The sequence below is a fragment of the Streptomyces sp. NPDC045778 genome, from assembly GCF_056431945.1.
This window is the reverse complement of sequence record NZ_JBWKJZ010000007.1, coordinates 200,501-219,298: the sequence shown is the minus strand read 5'-3', so window position 1 is coordinate 219,298 and position 18,798 is coordinate 200,501. Positions and strand designations below refer to the sequence as shown.

The window sequence follows — 18,798 nt, the reverse complement described above, 5'->3', positions numbered from 1 at the left end:
TCTGTAAATGCGAGATGAAGGCGGCTATGTTGTCGCACATGCAGTCCTACACAATCGGCCAGGCGGCGCGCCTGCTCGGCGTCAGCCCGGACACCGCGCGCCGCTGGGCGGACGCCGGCCGGGTCGCCACCCACCGCGACCAGAGCGGGCGCCGCCTCATCGACGGCCGGGACCTGGCCGCCTTCTCCGTCGAGGTCGCCCAGGGCGGCATCGGCGAGGAGGAAGGCTCGTACACCTCGGCCCGCAACGCCTTCCCCGGCATCGTCACCGCCGTCACCCTCGGCGACGTCGCCGCCCAGGTCGAGATCCAGGCGGGGCCGCACCGGCTCGTGTCCCTGCTCACCCGCGAAGCCGTCGAGGAGCTGGGCCTCGAAGTCGGCATGCAGGCCACCGCCCGCGTGAAGTCGACCAGCGTGCACATCGACCGCGCCTGAGCGCCCGCCCCCGGCGGCACCGCCCGTCCCCGGTCACCGCGTCGTCCCGCCCTCCCGGACGGCCCCGCGCCGCCCGCAGCCCGAGGAGTCCCCCGCATGTCCACCGTGATCACCAAGCGGCGTGCCGCCGCCGCGCTCGTCACCGCCGCCCTGCTCCTGCCGCTGACGGCATGCGGCAACAACGACAAAGCTGACAAGACAGACAACACAGCCAAGGGCGGCAAGGGCGACAAGGACAGCGGTTCGCGGCAGAAGGCCGACCTCACCGTGCTCGCCGCCGCCTCCCTCACCGACGTGTTCAAGGCCGCGGGCGCCGCGTACGAGAAGGCGCACCCGGGCACGAAGGTCACGTTCTCCTTCGAGGGCTCGCAGGAACTGGCCGCCAAGGTCCGTCAGGGCGCCCCGGCCGACGCGCTGGTCACCGCCGACACCAAGACGATGGACGGGCTGCGGTCCGACACCGGCACCCCGACCGTGATCGCCAAGAACCGGCTGGTCATCGCCACCGGAAAGGGCAACCCGAAGAAGGTCAAGCAGCTGAAGGACCTCGCCAAGGGCGAGCTGAAGGTGGTCCTCGCCGCGCCCGAGGTGCCCGTCGGCCGCTACAGCGAGCAGATCCTCGACCAGCAGGACATCGACGTGAAGCCGGTCTCCCAGGAGCCCAACGTCCGTGCCGTCCTGTCCAAGGTCGAGCTGGGCGAGGCCGACGCCGGTCTCGTCTACAAGACCGACGTCCAGGCCGCGGACGGCAAGGCCGAGGGCGTCGACATCCCCGACGGCCAGAACGCCATCGCCGAGTACCCGGCGGCCACCCTCAAGACGTCGAAGCACGCCGGCGCCGCGGCCGCGTTCGTGAGGTGGCTGAACTCGGCCGAGGCGCAGAAGATCCTGCGGGACGCGGGCTTCCAGAAGCCGTAGCTCCTCCGCCCCGACCTGGGAAGTCCCGATGAGACCACTCCGCGGAGCCGGCGCACGGCCGCCGCTGACCCTGGCCGTGCCCGCCCTCCTCGCCGTCGCGTTCCTGCTGCTCCCGCTCGTCGGCATCCTCAGCCGCACGGCCTGGGGCGACCTCGGGACGCATCTGACGAGCCCCGGAGTGACCGAGGCGCTCAAGCTCTCGCTGTACGTGTCCTTGTGGGCGCTCGGCCTGTCCCTGGTCCTCGGGGTGCCGCTGGCCTGGCTGCTCGCCCGGGTGCCGTTCCCCGGCAAGGCGCTGGTGCGCTCGCTCGTGCTGCTGCCCATGGTGCTTCCGCCCACCGTCGGCGGGGTCGCGCTGCTGCTCGGCTTCGGGCGGCGCGGGCTGCTCGGGCCGTGGCTCGAGGACACCTTCGGGATCGTCCTGCCGTTCCACACGTCCGGGGCCGTCGTGGCCGCCACGTTCGTGGCCATGCCGTTCCTGATCATCAGCCTCGAAGGCACCCTCGCGGGCATGCGCCTGTCGTACGAGGAGACCGCGGCCTCGCTCGGCGCCTCACCGGTCCGGGTGTTCTTCACCGTCACGCTGCCGATGGTCGCGCCCGGGCTCGCCGCGGGAGCCGCCCTCACCTGGGCGCGGGCCCTCGGCGAGTTCGGCGCGACCATCACCTTCGCCGGGAACCTGCCGGGCACCACGCAGACGCTGCCGCTCCAGGTGTATCTGCTGCTCCAGGACCAGCCCGAGGCCGCGACCTCGGTGTCCCTGCTGCTGCTCGTCATCGCGATGGCCGTCCTCATCGCGCTGCGCGGACGCTGGACCGGCGGGACGACCGACCGCGCGGCGCGCCCCCGCGGCGGTGCCGAGGACCGCGCCGAGCCGCCGGCCGACGGACCCCCGCACGCGCCCGAGGCCGCCGTCCCGGCCGAGGCCGCGCGGGAGCGCTGGCCGCTGCACGCGGACGTCACCGGTTTCACCCGGCTCGCGCTGGAGGCCGGCCCCGGCACCACCATCGCCGTCGTCGGGCCGAACGGCGCGGGCAAGACCACCCTGCTGCGCGCCCTCCTCGGGCTCACCCCGCGCGCCCACGCCCGGCTGCGCCTCGGCGCGAAGGACGTCACCGCGCTGCCGCCGCACCGGCGCGGCGTCGCCTGGGTGCCCCAGGACGGCGCGCTCTTCCCGCACCTGAGCGCCCTGTCCAACACCGCGTACGGGCTGCGCGCCCAAGGGGTACCGCGCGCCGAGGCCCGCCACGGGGCCCGGCTCTGGCTCGACCGGCTCGGCGTCGGGCACCTCGCGCACCGCAGGCCCGCGCAGCTCTCCGGAGGCCAGGCCCAGCGCGTCGCCCTCGCCCGGGCCCTGGCGCCGCACCCCCGGCTGCTGCTGCTCGACGAGCCGCTGGCCGCCCTGGACCAGACGACCCGGGCGCACGTGCGCCACACTCTGCGCACCCATCTGGCGGACTTCGGCGGGGTCTGTCTGATCGTCACCCACGATCCGGTCGAGGCCGTGTCGCTGGCCGACCGGGTCCTTGTCCTGGAGGACGGCCGGGCCGTGCAGGACGCCCCGCCCGCCGAGGTCACCCGGCGCCCCCGCTCCCCCTGGGTGGCCCGCATGCTGGGCCGCAACGCCCTCGCGGGCACGGGCACCGGGGACGGCACGCTGCTGCTCGCCGACGGCGGGCGCCTGGTGGCCGCCGATCCGCTCGGCGAGGGCGCGCGGGCGCTCGCGATCATCGCGCCCGAGGCGGTGTCGCTGCACCTGGAGCACCCCGAGGGCAGCCCGCGCAACGTCTGGCACGGCACGGTCCGGGAGATCACCGCCGTCGGCAGCCGGCTGCGGGTCCTGGTCACCGGGGAGAAGGCACCGGACCTCGTCGCCGAGATCACCCCGCAGGCGGCGGCCGAACTGGGCCTGACCGACGGCACGGCCGTCTACACGAGCGTGAAGGCGACCGAGGTCACGCTGGTCACGGTCTGACGCCCGGACAGGCCTAAGGGGCGGCGGGTCCGCCGGTCAGTTCGTCCCAGTGCACCGTCCGGTCGCACCAGCGTTCCAGGAGCACCTTGTCGTGCCCCACAGCGAGCAGTCCGGCACCGGATGCGGCCCGGTACTCCTCCACGGCGGCGACCAGGGCGGCCGTCGTGGACGCGTCGAGCATCGCCGTCATCTCGTCGCAGATGAGCCAGCGCGGCCCCAGGGCCAGGGCGCGGGCCAGGCAGGCCCGCTGGAGCTGGCCGTCGCTGACCTCGTGCGGGCGGCGGCCGAGCAGGTCGGAGCCCAGGCCGACGGTGCGGGCCAGGTCCGCGACGCGGTCGGCGGCCTCTGCGGCGCGTCCGGTGGCCCGCAGGGGCTCCGCGATCAGCTGGGAGAGGGTCAGGCGCGGGTCGGCGGAGAGCCGGGGCTGCTGGAAGACCACGCCGAACGCGGTGCGCTGGGCGCGCGGTGCCCGGTGGCGCCAGCCGCGCGCCGCCTCGCCGTCGATGACGACCTGGCCCGCGTCCGGCTCGTGCAGCAGGGCGGCGACCCGGGCCAGCGTCGACTTGCCGCAGCCGCTGGGGCCGAGCAGGCCCACGGACTCGCCGGGCGCGAGGGTGAGGCTGACGTCCCGTACGACGGGGTCGCGGCGGTCGTATCCGGCGGTCAGGGAGCGCAGTTCAAGCACGGGGCGCCTCCAGCGCTGCGGTGACCGGGTGGTGGCAGGCGACGCCGGACGTCAGCGCGGGCCCCGTCGCGCAGGTCTCGTCCGCCCTCGCGCAGCGCGGCGCGAAGGCACAGCCGTCCGGGAGCGCGGACAGCTCGGGCGGCATCCCGGGGATCGGGGTGAACTCCCGCTCGGGCAGGGCGTCCAAGAGGCCGCGCGCGTACGGGTGGCGCGGCCCCGGCCCGCCGAAGAAGGCCTCGGCGTCGGCGATCTCGACGACGCGGCTCGCGTACATGACGGCGACGCGGTCGGCGACGCGCCTGGCCGCGGCCAGGTCGTGGGTGATCAGGAGGAGCGCGCGGTCGTCGCCGACGTGGCGGCGCAGCTCGTCGACGGTGCGGTCCACCAGTGCGCGGTCCAGGCCCGTGGTGGGTTCGTCGGCCAGGAGCAGCGGCGCGTCGCCGATCAGGGCGAGCGCGGTGGCGGCGCGCTGGGCGAGGCCGCCGGACAGTTCGTGCGGGTAGCGGTCGAGGTGGCCGACGGGGAAGGAGGCGCGCTCGGCCGCCGCCTCCGCGGCCTCGCGCAGCGCGGGGCGGCGCACCCCCGTCAGCTCCCGCAGGGTCTCCTCCAGCTGGGAGCGCACGGTGCGGACGGGCGTCAGGTGCGCGGCGGGGCTCTGCGGCACGAGGCCGACGCGCCGGCCGCGCACGGTGCGGGCCAGGGTGCGCTCGTCGGCGGTGAGCAGGTCGAGCCCGCCGGGCCCGCCGAGCAGCGCGGACCCGGCGGTCTCGGCGTTCCCGGGCAGGAGGCCGAGCAGCGCGGAGGCGAGGACGGACTTGCCGCAGCCGCTCTCGCCGACCAGGGCGAGGCACTCGCCCGCCGCGAGGTCGAAGCGGGCGTCGGTGACGGCCGCCACATGGGCGCCGCCGCGCATGCGGAAGCGCACGGAGAGCCCTCGTACGGAGAGGACCGGTTCCTGGGGCGTGGCGGTCACAGCATCAGCTCCGATCGGCGGCGCGGGTTGATCCGCTCGCGCCAGGCGCCCGCGAGGCCCGCGATCGCCAGGGTGGGCACGATGATGAACAGGCCGGGGAAGAGCGTGGGCCACCAGTCGCCCGCGAGCAGGGAGCCGCGGGCGCCCTGCACGAGCGTGCCGAGGCTCGCCTGGTGCGTGGGCAGGCCGAGGCCGAGGAAGGAGAGCGCGGACTCGTGCCAGATGGCGTGCGGCACCATCAGGACGGCGGCGAGGCCGGCCTGCGGCAGGACGCCGGGCAGCAGGTGGCGCACGGTCACGCGCCAGCGCGAGGCGCCGCCTGAGATCGCCGCGTCGACGTAAGGGCGGGAGCGGAGCGAGAGGACCTCGGCGCGCACGATCCGGGCGGTGGACAGCCAGTGCGTGAGCCCTACGGAGATCACCACGGGCCAGACGCCGGGCCGGAACATCGCGACGATGAAGATGCCGAGCAGCAGGTGCGGGACGGATGCGAAGACGTCGACGACGCGCATCACGATCCGGTCCACCCAGCCGCCGCAGGCGGCGGCGAGCGCGCCCACCGCGGTGCCGACGACGGTGGCCACCACGGCGGCGACGACGCCGACGAGCAACGAGACGCGCAGCCCGTACACGCAGCGCACCAGCAGGTCGCGGCCCACGTCGTCGGTGCCGAAGGGGTGGGCGAGGGAGGGCGGAAGCAGCTTGTCCGCGAGGTGTACGGCCTGCTCGTCGAGGTCGACGAGCGGCGGCACGATCAGGACGGCGAGCACGACGGCCGCGACGATCGCGGCGGAGCCCCACACCCGCCACGCGCGCGTGGCGGACCCCTGCTGCCTCCCCTCACGTGAGGCGGCCGGGCGCCAGGTGGTGTCAGCCATCGAATCCCACCCTGGGGTCGGCGAGCCCGTACAGCAGGTCCGCGAGGAGGTTGCCGAGCAGGACGGCGGCCGTCGCGAGCGCGGTGAGCGCGGCGAGCAGCGGGAAGTCCACGGAGGTGGCGGCGCCCACGGTGGCGGCCGCGATGCCGGGCCAGCTGAAGACGGTCTCCACGAGCAGCGCCCCGGTGATGAGTTCGGGCACGCGGGAGCCGACGAGGGTGAGCACCGGGAGCAGACCGGAGCGGAAGGCGTGCTTCAGCAGCACGGTGCGCTCGGCGAGGCCGCGGGCGCGGGCGCCGCGCACGGGGTCGTCGCCGAGCGCGTCGCCGACGCCCTGGCGCACGTACAGCACGAACCACGGCAGCTGGGAGATCGCGAGGACGGCGGCGGGCAGGACCAGATGGTCGGCGACCTGGTCGAACGTCACCGTCGTACTGGCGGTGTCGGTGAGCCCGCCCGCGGGGAGCACGTCCAGCTTGAGGGCGAAGAGCCACATCGCGAGGAGGCCCAGCCAGAACGGCGGGGCGGCTTCCAGGGTGTAGGCGAGCGAGGTGATGCCCCGGTCGAGCCAGCCGCCGGGGCGGCGCGCGGCGAGCACGCCGAGGGCCGAGCCGATGAGGATCGCGAGGACGAAGGCGGTGGCGGCGAGCAGGACCGACCAGCCGACGCGTTCGCCGATGGCGTCGGCGACGGGCTGGCGCAGCGTGCTGGAGTCGCCGAGGTCGCCCGTCAGGGCCGAGGTGAGCCAGTCCCACCAGCGGCCGACGAGGGGCTTGTCGACGCCGAGGTTGGCGCGCAGCTGGTCGAGGTTCTCCTGGGACGCGGTGAGCCCGGCCGTGCCCGCGTAGGCCTTGACGGGGTCGAACGGCGAGGCCTCGGCGACGGCGAAGACGCCGAAGGTCACGACGAGCAGGACCGGGACGGCGAACACGGCCCGTCGCGCGACGAGCCGTGCCATGGGCCCCCAGGGAAGCCCCCGCCGCTGTGGCGTGCCAGGTGGCGCGTACGTCACTTCTTCGGCTGCCAGTCCTCGACGTTCCACCACGGGCCGGAGGCCAGGCCGTGGTCGTGCGGCTCGACCTGGGTGGTGAGGTCGCCGAAGGACTTGTTCACGACGTACAGGTGGTCGATGTGGGTGAGGAAGGTGTAGCCGGGGTTCTTCACCAGCTCGCGCTGGATGGTGTCGTACGCGGCTCCGCGCTTGGCGCGGTCGCCGCTCTTGCGGGCGTCCTCCAGGGCCTTGTCGACCGTGGCGTTGTCGTAGTGCGCCATGTTGTTGAAGCCGTCACCGGCGAGGGAGGACTTCAGGAGGGTGTACTGGTCGAAGTCCGGGTCGGCCGGGGAGCCGCCGCCCGCGAGGACGGCGTCCTTGGCCATGCGCGGCTCGATGACCTCCCAGGTGCCGGACTGCACCTCGACCTTGATGCCGAGCTTCTTTGCGTCGGAGGCGTAGGCGAGGGCGTGGTCCTGGCGGAGCTTGTCGCCGGTGAGGTACCAGAGCGGGAAGGAGGCCTGGACGCCGTCCTTCTCGCGGATGCCGCCCTTGCCGGGCTTCCAGCCCGCGTCGTCGAGGATCTTCTTGGCCTTGGCGGCGTCGAACTTCCGCTCGGTGCCCTTGGTGAACCAGGGGCTGTCCGTGGGGACGGGGCCGTAGGCCTCCTTGCCCGCGCCTTCGAGGATGGAGTCGACCATGGCCTTGCGGTCGACGCCGATGTCGAGGGCGCGTCGCACGGCGGCGCTGCCCGCGACCTTGTTGCCGGTCGGCAGGGTCACGACGCGGTAGTCGAAGGTCTTGGCGGCGTACGTCTTCTTGGCGCCGTCGGACGCGAAGGTCTCGGCGAGGTTCGGCGGCAGGATGGCGCCGTCGAGGTCGCCGGTGCGCAGCCGGGTGGCGCGCACGTCGTCGTCCTTGATGATCGCCATGGTGAAGTTCTTGATCTTCGGTGCGCCGCCCCAGTAGCCGGGGTTGGCCTTGAAGACGATCTTCTCGCCCTTGGACCACTTCACCAGCTCGTACGGTCCGGTGCCGACGGGCTTGGTGGAGAAGTCGCCCTTGTTCACGTCCTGCTTGCCCGCGATGTGCTCGGGCGCGATGGGCAGGACGGTGCGCTCGGCGAAGGGCGCGTAGGGGTACTTGAGGTGGAAGACGACGCTGTCGTCCCCCTTGGCCTCGACGCTCTTGACGGCGTCCAGCTCGGTCTTGGAGGCGTTGTTCGTCTTCTTGTCGAGGATGGTCTCGTACGTGAAGACGACGTCCTTGGCCGAGAAGGGCTTGCCGTCGCTGAACTTGACGCCCTTGCGCAGCTCGTAGGTGTAGGTCTTGCCGTCGTCGCTGACCTTCGGGAGCTTCGCGGCGAGCGCGGGCTTCAGCTTCATGCCGGCGTCGTGCGTGAGCAGACCGTCGAAGATCTTGGAGTTGCCGTCCTTGCCGTAGCCGAGGAGCGGGCTGAGGGTCTCGGGCTCGTAGGCGATGCCGACGACGGCGGAATCCTTGGCGCCGCCCGAGCCCTTGCCGTCGTCCGGCGACGAACAGGCCGCCGGGGGGGGGGGGGGGGGGGGGGGGGGGGGGGGCGGGGGGGGGGGGGAGGGGGGGGGGGGGGGGGGGGGGGGGGGGGGGGGGGGGGGGGAGGGGGGGAGGGTGGGGCGGGGGGGGGGGGGGGGGGGGGGGCGCCCCCTCCCCCCCCCCCCCCCCCCCCCCCCCCCCCCCCGCGCGCACACCCGCGACCGGCGCGCCGGGCGCCCCTGGATTTCCGTCAAGGACTTGACTGAGGTAACACCTTCAGCAGAGCTTGGAGTTCACAACTTGTACGGGCGGCGAGGGCGCCGTCCGCCATAGGCGGGAGTGGATGAGTCGATGGAGACTCCGGGGTCGCAGTCGTCACTGCACCGAGCAAACCTCGAGCGGGTCGTGCGCGCGGTACGGCTCGCGGGATCACTCACGCAGGCGGAGATCGCCAGGACGACGGGCCTGTCCGCCGCGACCGTGTCGAACATCGTCCGGGAGCTGAAGGACGCCGGCACCGTCGAGGTCACGCCCACCTCCGCGGGCGGCCGCCGGGCCCGCAGCGTCTCGCTCAGCGGCGACGCGGGCATGGTCATCGGCGTGGACTTCGGCCACACCCACCTGCGCGTGGCGCTCGGCAACCTGGCGCACAAGGTGCTCGCCGAGCAGGCCGAGCCGCTCGACGTGGACGCCTCCGCCGCGCAGGGCTTCGACCGGGCCGAGCGCCTGGTCGGGCGGCTGATCGAGCAGGCGGGCGTGGACCGGGGCAAGGTCGCGGGCGTCGGGCTCGGCGTGCCCGGGCCCATCGACGTGGAGTCCGGCACCCTCGGCTCCACCTCGATCCTGCCGGGCTGGGCGGGCACCAGGCCCGCCGAGGAGCTGAAGGAGCGCCTCGGCGTGCCCGTGCACGTGGACAACGACGCGAACCTGGGCGCCCTGGGCGAGCTGGTCTGGGGCAGCGGCAAGGGCGTCAAGGACCTCGCGTACATCAAGGTCGCGAGCGGTGTCGGCGCCGGGCTCGTGATCAGCGGGCGGATCTACCGCGGCCCCGGCGGCACGGCGGGAGAGATCGGGCACATCACCCTGGACGAGTCCGGGCCCGTCTGCCGCTGCGGCAACCGCGGCTGCCTGGAGACCTTCGCCGCCGCGCGCTATGTGCTCCCGCTGCTCCAGTCCAGCCACGGCACCGATCTGACCATGGAGGGCGTCGTCGCCCTCGCCCGCGAGGGCGACCCGGGCTGCCGCCGGGTGATCGCCGACGTCGGGCGGCACATCGGCAGCGGTGTCGCGAACCTCTGCAACCTCCTGAACCCCAGCAGGGTGGTCCTCGGCGGCGCCCTCGCCGACGCGGGCGAGCTGGTGCTCGGCCCGATCCGCGAATCGGTCGGGCGGTACGCCATCCCGAGCGCGGCCCGTCAACTGTCCGTGCTCCCCGGGGCACTTGGCTCGCGCGCGGAAGTCCTCGGCGCCCTCGCCCTCGCCCTCAGCGAGATGGGGGATTCGACGCTTTTGGACGGGTCAATCCCGACGGCGGCACCTGCCTTCACTTAGATAACGCATGGCACCGTTGTCATCTCGTTAAGGATTTACTCCTTGACGCGTGTCGGGCGGCCGAGTTGACTTCGAGCCACCTCGGCCGCAACGACGCGGCCACGTCAGGGAGGCACCCCCAAATGAATGCATGGACGCGCCGCGTCGTCATAGGCACCGCGACCCTTTCCATGGCCGTCACCCTCGCCGCCTGTGGCGAGGCCGGAGGCGGCGACGACGACAAGGGAAGCGGCGGCGACGGAAAGACCATTGGTCTGCTCCTTCCGGAGAACAAGACCACGCGTTATGAGACCTTCGACCGCCCGATCATGGAGTCGAAGATCAAGTCGCTGTGCGGCGACTGCGAGATCAAGTACAACAACGCCGCACAGGACATCGAGACCCAGAAGAAGCAATTCGACGCGCTCATCACGCAGGGCGTCAAGGTGATCATTCTCGACTCGGTGGACTACAAGTCCACCAAGGGCTGGATCGAGCGCGCCGACAAGGAGGGCGTCAAGGTCGTCGCGTACGACCGACTGGCCGAGGGCCCGCTTGCCGCGTACGTCAGCTACGACAACGAGAAGATCGGCCGCCTCCAGGGCGGTGCCCTGGTCAAGGCCCTCGGGTCCAAGGCCAAGAACTCGAACGTCGTCATGATCAACGGCTCGCCGACCGACCCGAACGCCCCGTTCTTCAAGAAGGGCGCCCACTCGGTGCTCGACAAGAACGTGAAGGACGTCGTCTACGAGCAGGACATCCCCGACTGGTCGCCCGACGAGGCCAACAAGAAGATGGCCACCGCCATCGACAAGCTGGGCAAGGACGGCTTCGACGGCGTCTACTCCGCCAACGACGGCATGGCCGGCGGCATCATCACCGCCCTCAAGCAGCGCGGCATCAAGGTCCCCGTCGGCGGCCAGGACGCCGAACTCGCGGGCATCCAGCGGCTGCTGAGCGGCGAGCAGGACTTCACGATCTACAAGCAGATCAAGCCCGAGGCCGAGACCACCGCCGAGATCGCGGTCCGCCTGCTCAAGGGCAAGAAGATCGACGACCTCATCGACCGCAAGGTCAACTCCCTGAGCGGCGACTACAAGGGCATCCCCGCCAAGCTCTACGACGCCCAGGCGATCACCAAGGACGACGTGGCCGGCACGATCGTCAAGGACAAGGTCTACAAGGCGAGCGAGATCTGCACCAAGCAGTTCAAGGCCGCCTGCGAAGAGGCCGGGATCAAGTAGGGCCCGCCCCCTCAGCGTCCGGTGCCCGCACGTTGTCTCCCGGCACCTCCCGCCCCGCAGCCGGAGGGCGGGCACCGGTACCCCCTCGTCCTTCAAGCGATTCCCCATCCCCGCCGGTCAGGCGGCGAAGGAGCTGATTCACGTGTCCGCTACGCCCGTGCTGGCGTTGCGCGGGGTCTCCAAGCGGTTCGGCGCCGTCCAGGCGCTCACGGACGTAGACCTCGAGATCCACACCGGTGAGGTGGTCGCCCTCGTCGGCGACAACGGCGCCGGAAAGTCCACCCTCGTCAAGACCATCTCAGGCGTCCACCCCATCGACGAGGGCGCCATCGAGTGGGAGGGCCGCGAGGTCCGCGTCGGCCGCCCCCACGACGCCCAGAACCTCGGCGTCGCCACCGTCTACCAGGACCTCGCGCTCTGCGACAACCTCGACGTCGTCGCCAACCTGTTCCTCGGCAGCGAGCTGAAGACCGCCTCCGTCCTCGACGAGATCAGGATGGAGAAGCGCGCCCGGGAACTCCTGGAGACGCTGTCCATCCGCATCCCCAGCGTCCGCATCCCCATCGCCGCCCTCTCCGGCGGCCAGCGGCAGGTCGTCGCCATCGCCCGCGCCCTCGTCGGCGACCCCAAGGTGGTCATCCTCGACGAGCCCACCGCCGCCCTCGGCGTCGAGCAGACCGCGCAGGTCCTCGACCTCGTGGAGCGCCTGCGCGAGCGCGGCCACGGCGTCATCCTCATCAGCCACAACATGGCCGACGTGCGGGCCGTCGCCGACCGCGTCGCGGTGCTCAGGCTCGGCCGCAACAACGGCGTCTTCACCGTCGCCGACACCTCCCCCGAAGAGATCATCGCCGCCATCACCGGCGCCACGGACAACGCCGTGACCCGCCGCCGGGCGCGTACCGCCACGAAGGAGGACGCGAAGTGAGCGACCTCGCCAAGACCCCTGTGGACAAGTCCGGGGCGGCCGTCGACGCCGAGCCCTCGGCGACCCCCGCCGCGGCCGTCGACCCCCGGCTGCTCGTGCGCGAGCAGGGCTTCGCCGGGTACTGGACGGAGTTCCTGCGCAAGGTGCGCGGCGGTGAGCTGGGCTCGCTGCCGGTCGTCGTGGGCCTCATCGTCATCGCCCTGGTCTTCCAGATGCAGAACGACAAGTTCCTGTCGGCCTCCAGCCTCGCCAACATCGCCGTGTTCACCTCCGGCGTCGGCATCATGTCCGTCGGCATCGTCTTCGTGCTGCTCCTCGGCGAGATCGACCTGTCCGTCGGCTCCGTCGCCGGTGTGGGCGCCGCCGTGTGGGCGGTGCTGAGCGTCAACCACGGCTGGGGCGACTGGCTCTCCGTGATCAGCGCCGTCGTCTGCGGCCTGGTCATCGGCGTCGTGCACGGGATCTTCTTCGCCAAGGTCGGCGTCCCGGCCTTCGTCGTCACCCTCGCGGGCTTCCTCGGCTGGAGCGGCCTCCAGATCTGGCTGATGGGCAAGGAGGGCAGCATCAACACCCCGAGCGGCTCCGTCGTCGAGGACCTCACCACCCACTACTTCGCCGACAAGGCCGCCGCGTACGGCCTCGCGCTCGTCGCCGTCCTGCTGTACGCGGGCTCGCAGCTGCTCGACGCCAAGCGCCGCAAGGGAGCGGGCCTGCCCTCGCGCCCGCTCAGCGAGATCCTCCTGCGCACCGGCGTGCTCGCGGTCCTGTGCTTCGTCGTCGCGTACTTCCTGAACGAGCCGGACGGCGCCCGCGGCCTGCCGCTGGCCCTGGTGCTCTTCCTGGGCGTGCTCGTCCTCGCGGACTTCGTGGTCCGCCGCACCACCTTCGGCCGCCAGGTCTTCGCGGTCGGCGGCAACGCGGAGGCCGCGCGCCGCGCGGGCATCAACGTCGACCGCGTACGGATCACCGTCTTCGCGATCTCCGGCATGCTCGCCGCCTTCGGCGGCCTGTTCATCGCGAGCCTGTCCGGCGGCGCCACCAAGAGCCTCGGCAGCGGCAACACCCTGATGATCGTCATCGCGGCAGCCGTCATCGGCGGCACCAGCCTCTTCGGCGGCCGCGGCAAGATCTGGTCCGCCCTGCTCGGCATGCTCGTGATCCAGTCGATCCAGCAGGGCCTGAACCTGGAGGGCATGGCGAGTGAGATCCAGTACATGATCACCGGTGCGGTGCTGCTCGCCGCCGTCGTGATCGACTCGGTCTCCCGGCGCACCCAGAAGTCCGCAGGCCGCGCCTGATCAAGCGCTCCCGTGCCCGGTACCGGCCCCTCCGGTACCGGGCACACGGCTGTCGGTGAACTACTTGCTGAATAGAACGTTCGTTTCAGTCGGGAGTCGGTGTTCCCGGCGATTTACGGCCGATCGCGTGACGGACGACTCCCGGCCCGGACTCCGCCGTCAACGGCGGAACATTAGACTCGACTGGCCCGGCAATGCTCGAACAGCGCTACACGCTCTACTGCAAGGAGGCACGGGTGCCGCTGCTGACCCGCATCACGGGACCGCGCGATCTGGACCGGCTCAGCCCGGAGCAGCTGAACCAGCTGGCCACCGAGATCCGCGGCTTCCTCGTCGACGCAGTCTCCAAGACCGGCGGCCACCTCGGCCCCAACCTCGGTGTCGTCGAGCTGACCATCGCCCTGCACCGCGTCTTCGAGTCGCCCAGGGACAAGGTCCTGTGGGACACCGGCCACCAGGCCTACGTCCACAAGCTGCTCACCGGCCGCCAGGACTTCGACGGGCTGCGCGGCAAGGGCGGCCTGTCCGGCTACCCCTCGCGCGCCGAGTCCGACCACGACGTGATCGAGAACAGTCACGCCTCCACCGTCCTCGGCTGGGCCGACGGCATCGCCAAGGCCAACGAGGTCCTGAAGAAGGACGACCACGTCGTCGCCGTCATCGGCGACGGCGCGCTCACCGGCGGCATGGCCTGGGAGGCGCTGAACAACATCGCCGCCGCCAAGGACCGCCCCCTGGTCATCGTCGTCAACGACAACGAGCGCTCCTACGCCCCCACCATCGGCGGCCTCGCCAACCACCTGGCCACCCTGCGCACCACCGACGGCTACGAGCGCTTCCTGGCCCGCGGCAAGGACCTCCTGGAGCGCACGCCCGTCGTCGGCAAGCCGCTGTACGAGACGCTGCACGGCGCGAAGAAGGGCCTGAAGGACTTCATCGCCCCGCAGGGCATGTTCGAGGACCTCGGCCTGAAGTACGTCGGCCCCATTGACGGGCACGACATCGAGGCCCTGGAGTCCGCGCTCGCCCGCGCCAAGCGCTTCAACGGCCCGGTGATCGTGCACTGCATCACCGAGAAGGGCCGCGGCTACAAGCCCGCCGAGCAGGACGAGGCCGACCACTTCCACGGCATCGGCCCCATCCACCCCGACACCGGGCTGCCCATCGCCGCCGGCGGCATGGACTGGACGTCCGTCTTCGGCGAGGAGATGGTCAAGCTCGGCCGCGAGCGCGAGGACATCGTGGCGATCACCGCCGCCATGCTCCAGCCCGTCGGCCTGAAGAAGTTCGCCGAGGAATTCCCCGACCGGGTGTACGACGTCGGCATCGCCGAGCAGCATGCGGCCGTGTCCGCCGCGGGCCTCGCCACCGGCGGGCTCCACCCCGTCTTCGCGGTCTACGCCACGTTCCTCAACCGCGCCTTCGACCAGCTCCTGATGGACGTGGCGCTGCACAAGTGCGGCGTCACCTTCGTCCTGGACCGCGCGGGCGTCACCGGCACGGACGGCGCGTCCCACAACGGCATGTGGGACATGTCGATCCTCCAGTGCGTGCCCACGCTGCGCATCGCCGCGCCGCGCGACGCCGACCAGGTCCGCCTCCAGCTGCGCGAGGCCGTCGAGGTCGACGACGCCCCGACCGTCGTGCGCTACTCCAAGGGCGCCGTCGGCCCGGCCGTCAAGGCCGTCGCCCGCGTCGGCGGCATGGACGTGCTGCGCCGCCCGGACGTGCCCAGGCCCGACGTGCTCCTCGTCTCCGTCGGGGCCCTCGCCCCGATGTGCCTGGAGATCGCGGACCTCCTCGACAAGCAGGGCATCTCCACGACCGTGGTCGACCCGCGCTGGGTCAAGCCGGTCGACGAGGCGATGGCGCCGCTCGCGGAGCAGCACCGGGTCGTCGTCACCGTCGAGGACAACTCCCGCGCCGGAGGTGTCGGCTCGGCGATCGCGCAGGCGCTGCGGGACGCGGGCGTGGACGTGCCGCTGCGCGACTTCGGCATTCCGCCGCGGTTCCTCGACCACGCCTCGCGCAAGGAGGTCATGGCCGAGATCGGCCTGACAGCGCCGGACATCGCCCGCCAGGTCACGGGGCTCGTCGCCAAGCTGGACGGCCGCGTCGAGCGCGGCCGCGCGGCCGTCGACTCCGTCGAGCCGGTCCGCGACTGACCCGCCCGGGCGGGCGGGGCCGAGCCCCCGCCCGCCCGTCGTCACCGCCGCGCGCGGGCGGACCACCCGGACAGGCGTAGGTTTCGGGTCCCTTCGCGTGAATCGGCCCGTGCCGGGGCACTCGGAGTACCTCCCCTCTCGATCATGTCGAACACGACTCGCGTGGGAGGTACGCCAGTGAGCAGCACCCTCTTCCGGACGAAGAAGGTCGAGCAGTCCATCCTCGACACCGAGGAGCCAGAGCACGCGCTCAAGAAATCCCTGTCCGCGCTCGACCTGACCGTCTTCGGCGTCGGCGTGATCATCGGCACCGGCATCTTCGTGCTCACCGGCACCGTCGCCAAGAACAACGCGGGTCCCTCCGTCGCCCTGGCCTTCGTCGTGGCCGGCGTGGTCTGTGCCCTCGCCGCGCTCTGCTACGCCGAGTTCGCGTCGACGCTCCCCGTGGCCGGGTCCGCGTACACGTTCTCGTACGCCTCACTCGGCGAACTGCCCGCCTGGATCATCGGCTGGGACCTGGTCCTCGAGTTCGCGCTCGGCACGGCGGTGGTCGCCGTCGGCTGGTCGGGGTACATCGCCTCGCTGCTCGACAACGCGGGCTGGCAGCTGCCCGAGGCCCTCAGCGGCAGGGACGGCGCCGACGGCTTCGGCTTCGACATCCTCGCCGCGGTCCTGGTCCTGGCGCTCACCGGCATCCTCGTACTCGGCATGAAGCTCTCCGCGCGGATCACCTCGCTCGTCGTGGCCGTCAAGCTGGTGGTCGTCCTCGTGGTGATCGTCGCGGGCGCCTTCTTCGTCAAGGGCGAGAACTACGACCCGTTCATCCCCGAGTCGCAGGCCGTGGAGGCGGGCAACGGCCTGCACTCCCCGCTGATCCAGCTCATGTTCGGCTGGGCGCCGGCCAACTTCGGTGTCATGGGTGTCTTCACCGCCGCCTCGGTCGTCTTCTTCGCCTTCATCGGCTTCGACATCGTCGCCACCGCCGCGGAGGAGACCAAGAACCCGCAGCGGGACATGCCCCGCGGCATCCTGGGCTCGCTGCTCATCTGCACGACCCTGTACGTGGCCGTGTCGATCGTCGTCACCGGCATGCAGCACTACAGCGAGCTGTCCGTGGACGCCCCGCTCGCCGACGCGTTCAAGGCCACCGGGCACCCCTGGTACGCGGGCTTCATCAGCTTCGGCGCCGCCGTCGGCCTGACCACGGTCTGCATGATCCTGCTCCTGGGCCAGACCCGGGTGTTCTTCGCGATGAGCCGCGACGGGCTGCTCCCGCGGTTCTTCTCGCGCGTCCACCCGCGCTTCAAGACCCCGCACCGGCCGACCATCCTCCTCGGGGTGATCATCGCGGTCGTGGCCGGGTTCACCCCCCTGAGCGAACTCGCCGAGCTGGTGAACATCGGCACCCTCTTCGCCTTCGTCATCGTCGCGATCAGTGTGATCATCCTCCGGCGCACCCGCCCCGACCTGCACCGCTCCTTCCGCACCCCGTGGGTGCCCGTGCTGCCGATCCTCTCGGTCGCCGCCTCGCTGTGGCTGATGCTCAACCTGCCCGCCGAGACCTGGGTCCGCTTCGCCGGCTGGATGCTCCTCGGCGTCGTCGTCTACTTCCTCTACGGGCGCTCGCACAGCCGCCTCGGGAAGCACGAGGAGACCAGCGTGGGCGAGGTGCTCCGTCCGCCGGGTCGCGACACGGAGTGACCGATGCGCGCCGCACTCCGGCCCCGTACATCCCGTTTCGACGGGAAGTGCGGGGCCGGATAGCGTGCGGGCCATGCGCGCCGAGCCGCTCGCTCCACCACGCTCCGTATCCGCCGCCGCCCCTCCCGCGTCCGGCTACTGGGCCCGCCTCGTCCCCGCCCTCGCGCTGCTCGCCTGCGCCACCCGGATCCCGTCCTTCGCCCGGCCGCTGTGGAACCCCGACGAGGGCTTCCTCGCCGTCCAGGCCGGGCTCCTGGCCGACGGCGGCGAACTGTACGAGACAGTGGTCGACCGCAAGCCGCCGCTGGTGCCCTGGCTGTACCGGGCCGCCTTCGCGGTGGGCGGCGACGCGTCCCTGACGTCCGTACGCGTCCTCGCGATCGGCGCCCACCTGCTCACTGCGGTCCTGCTCGCCTCGCTCGCCCGCCGCCGCTGGGGCGACGGCGCGGGCCGCACCGCCCCGGTGCTGTATCTGCTCGCCTCCGTGGGGCTCAACCCCGAGGACGCCCAGGCCGCTACCTTCGAGGTCTTCATGCTGCCGGGCACGGCCGCCGCCATGTGGTGCGCGGACCGGTGCCGCTGGGGGCCTGCGGGGGCCGCGGTGGCGTGCGCGTTCCTGGCCAAGCAGACGGGGGGAGCGGTCCTCGTGCCCGTGCTGTGGCTGCTGTGGCGGCGGGGCGGGCGGCGCCGGGACGCGCTGCGCCTGGCCGGAGGGCTCGGCGCGCCGGTGCTGGCGGTGGCCCTCCTGACGACCCCCGCGGGCTTTGTCTTCTGGACGGTCACGGGCTCGGGCGCGTACGCCTCCCTGACCGGCTCCGAACTCCACGTCCTGCTGCGCGGGACGGCCAACGCGCTGCTCCTCGGCGTCGCCTGCGCGGGCCTTTGGCCGCCGGTCCTCCGGGCGCTGCGCATCGCGCGGACCGGCGCGGCCGACCTGTGGCTGTGGCTTTGCGCCTCGGCGGCGGCCGTCGCGCTCGGCTTCCACTTCTTCGGCCACTACTTCCTGCAACTGACGCCCCCGCTCGCCCTCCTGGGCACGGCCGCGCTCCAGGTCCTGCCCGGCGAGCGGACGGCGCGGGCGATCCTGACGGCCGCGTGCGCGTGCTCGCTGTTCCTCGCCTGGGGGCTGCTCGCGCCCCGACCGGAGCTGGCCCACGCGGAGCGCCTCGCGCGGGAGGTGCGGGCCCGCACGGCGCCCGGCGACCGGGTCCTGGTCTGGGGCATGCACCCCGAGACGTACTGGTTCGCGGGGCGCGCCCCCGTCAGCCGCTATCTGACGGCCGGGCTCCTGACGAACTACAGCGGCGGCCGCGACGGCTCCCAGGTGGGCGAGGCGTACGCGGTGGCCGGGGCCTGGGAGACCTTCCGCGCCGAGCTGGCCGCCCGGCCGCCCGCCGTGATCGTCGACGACTCCCGCGGCAAGCCGTACGGCCCGGACCGGGTGCCGGGCTTCGACCGGGTGCTGCGCGAGGGGTACGAGCCGGTGGGGGACGTGGGCGGGGCGGTGCTGTACGAGCGGGGGTGACCCGGGAGAGGGCGGTGCTGTACGAGCGGGGGTGACCCGGG

Annotated in this window: 14 protein-coding genes and 1 pseudogene; 10 read left to right on the top strand and 5 right to left on the bottom strand. The window is 72.5% G+C overall.

Annotated features, from left to right (window positions below):
- Positions 1–38: 38 nt before the first annotated feature.
- The 3 genes from AC07GB_RS11890 (at position 39) to AC07GB_RS11880 (ending at position 3,327) form a co-directional block, all read left to right on the top strand.
- A complete protein-coding gene (locus AC07GB_RS11890) occupies positions 39–434 on the top strand; it encodes a TOBE domain-containing protein (protein ID WP_478844127.1) in 396 nt (131 codons plus the stop codon).
- A 96-nt stretch (positions 435–530) separates the two neighbouring features.
- Positions 531–1,352 (top strand): molybdate ABC transporter substrate-binding protein, encoded by an 822-nt coding sequence (gene modA, locus AC07GB_RS11885; protein WP_478844125.1) that lies wholly within the window; start codon positions 531–533, stop codon positions 1,350–1,352.
- 28 nt (positions 1,353–1,380) lie between these two features.
- Entirely contained in the window at positions 1,381–3,327 is a 1,947-nt protein-coding gene (locus AC07GB_RS11880) for an ABC transporter permease (protein ID WP_478844123.1), read from the top strand.
- A gap of 13 nt (positions 3,328–3,340) precedes the next feature.
- On the opposite strand, the gene AC07GB_RS11875 is transcribed toward AC07GB_RS11880, so the two are convergent.
- The 5 genes and pseudogenes from AC07GB_RS11875 to AC07GB_RS11855 form a co-directional block, all read right to left on the bottom strand.
- Entirely contained in the window at positions 3,341–4,012 is a 672-nt protein-coding gene (locus tag AC07GB_RS11875) for an ABC transporter ATP-binding protein (RefSeq protein ID WP_478844121.1), read from the bottom strand.
- Positions 4,005–4,925: an ABC transporter ATP-binding protein gene (locus tag AC07GB_RS11870; RefSeq protein WP_478844311.1), complete on the bottom strand. Its 921-nt coding sequence runs from the start codon at positions 4,923–4,925 to the stop codon at positions 4,005–4,007. The genes AC07GB_RS11875 and AC07GB_RS11870 overlap by 8 nt, the downstream gene beginning before the upstream one ends.
- A gap of 56 nt (positions 4,926–4,981) precedes the next feature.
- Entirely contained in the window at positions 4,982–5,863 is an 882-nt protein-coding gene (locus AC07GB_RS11865; RefSeq protein ID WP_478844119.1) for an ABC transporter permease, read from the bottom strand.
- On the bottom strand, positions 5,856–6,821 hold the full coding sequence (locus AC07GB_RS11860; protein ID WP_478844117.1) for an ABC transporter permease: 966 nt from the start codon (positions 6,819–6,821) through the stop codon (positions 5,856–5,858). Before AC07GB_RS11860 ends, AC07GB_RS11865 begins: the two co-directional genes overlap by 8 nt.
- A 50-nt stretch (positions 6,822–6,871) precedes the next feature.
- Positions 6,872–8,401 (bottom strand): annotated as a pseudogene (locus AC07GB_RS11855) (ABC transporter substrate-binding protein); the annotation flags it as partial.
- A gap of 316 nt (positions 8,402–8,717) precedes the next feature.
- Here AC07GB_RS11855 and AC07GB_RS11850 point away from each other — a divergent pair.
- From AC07GB_RS11850 to AC07GB_RS11820, 7 genes are all read left to right on the top strand, one after another.
- Positions 8,718–9,917, top strand: coding sequence for an ROK family transcriptional regulator (locus AC07GB_RS11850; protein ID WP_478844115.1), 1,200 nt, complete (start codon positions 8,718–8,720; stop codon positions 9,915–9,917).
- A gap of 122 nt (positions 9,918–10,039) precedes the next feature.
- The gene (locus AC07GB_RS11845) at positions 10,040–11,140 is read left to right on the top strand and encodes a substrate-binding domain-containing protein (protein ID WP_478844113.1); all 1,101 of its coding nucleotides are present in this window, start codon (positions 10,040–10,042) and stop codon (positions 11,138–11,140) included.
- Between the two features lie 133 nt (positions 11,141–11,273).
- A complete protein-coding gene (locus AC07GB_RS11840; RefSeq protein ID WP_478844310.1) occupies positions 11,274–12,068 on the top strand; it encodes an ATP-binding cassette domain-containing protein in 795 nt (264 codons plus the stop codon).
- Positions 12,065–13,366: a sugar ABC transporter permease gene (locus AC07GB_RS11835; protein WP_478844111.1), complete on the top strand. Its 1,302-nt coding sequence runs from the start codon at positions 12,065–12,067 to the stop codon at positions 13,364–13,366. Before AC07GB_RS11840 ends, AC07GB_RS11835 begins: the two co-directional genes overlap by 4 nt.
- A 236-nt stretch (positions 13,367–13,602) precedes the next feature.
- Positions 13,603–15,531: a 1-deoxy-D-xylulose-5-phosphate synthase gene (dxs, locus tag AC07GB_RS11830; protein WP_478844308.1), complete on the top strand. Its 1,929-nt coding sequence runs from the start codon at positions 13,603–13,605 to the stop codon at positions 15,529–15,531.
- A 177-nt stretch (positions 15,532–15,708) separates the two neighbouring features.
- Positions 15,709–17,232 carry an amino acid permease gene (locus AC07GB_RS11825; RefSeq protein ID WP_478844109.1) on the top strand — a complete coding sequence of 508 codons (1,524 nt, stop codon included), beginning with the start codon at positions 15,709–15,711 and terminating at the stop codon, positions 17,230–17,232.
- A gap of 73 nt (positions 17,233–17,305) precedes the next feature.
- Positions 17,306–18,757, top strand: a complete 1,452-nt coding sequence (locus AC07GB_RS11820) for an ArnT family glycosyltransferase (RefSeq protein ID WP_478844107.1) — start codon at positions 17,306–17,308, stop codon at positions 18,755–18,757.
- Positions 18,758–18,798 lie beyond the last annotated feature (41 nt).

What these genes read in the sequence shown, in the direction of transcription:
- AC07GB_RS11890 (WP_478844127.1), top strand. Translation starts at nt 39, where the DNA reads ATGCAGTCCTACACAATCGGCCAGGCGGCGCGCCTGCTCGGCGTCAGC.
- modA (WP_478844125.1), top strand. Translation starts at nt 531, where the DNA reads ATGTCCACCGTGATCACCAAGCGGCGTGCCGCCGCCGCGCTCGTCACC.
- AC07GB_RS11880 (WP_478844123.1), top strand. Translation starts at nt 1,381, where the DNA reads ATGAGACCACTCCGCGGAGCCGGCGCACGGCCGCCGCTGACCCTGGCC.
- AC07GB_RS11870 (WP_478844311.1), bottom strand. Translation starts at nt 4,925, where the DNA reads ATGCGCGGCGGCGCCCATGTGGCGGCCGTCACCGACGCCCGCTTCGAC.
- AC07GB_RS11865 (WP_478844119.1), bottom strand. Translation starts at nt 5,863, where the DNA reads ATGGCTGACACCACCTGGCGCCCGGCCGCCTCACGTGAGGGGAGGCAG.
- AC07GB_RS11860 (WP_478844117.1), bottom strand. Translation starts at nt 6,821, where the DNA reads ATGGCACGGCTCGTCGCGCGACGGGCCGTGTTCGCCGTCCCGGTCCTG.
- AC07GB_RS11850 (WP_478844115.1), top strand. Translation starts at nt 8,718, where the DNA reads ATGGAGACTCCGGGGTCGCAGTCGTCACTGCACCGAGCAAACCTCGAG.
- AC07GB_RS11845 (WP_478844113.1), top strand. Translation starts at nt 10,040, where the DNA reads ATGAATGCATGGACGCGCCGCGTCGTCATAGGCACCGCGACCCTTTCC.
- AC07GB_RS11820 (WP_478844107.1), top strand. Translation starts at nt 17,306, where the DNA reads ATGCGCGCCGAGCCGCTCGCTCCACCACGCTCCGTATCCGCCGCCGCC.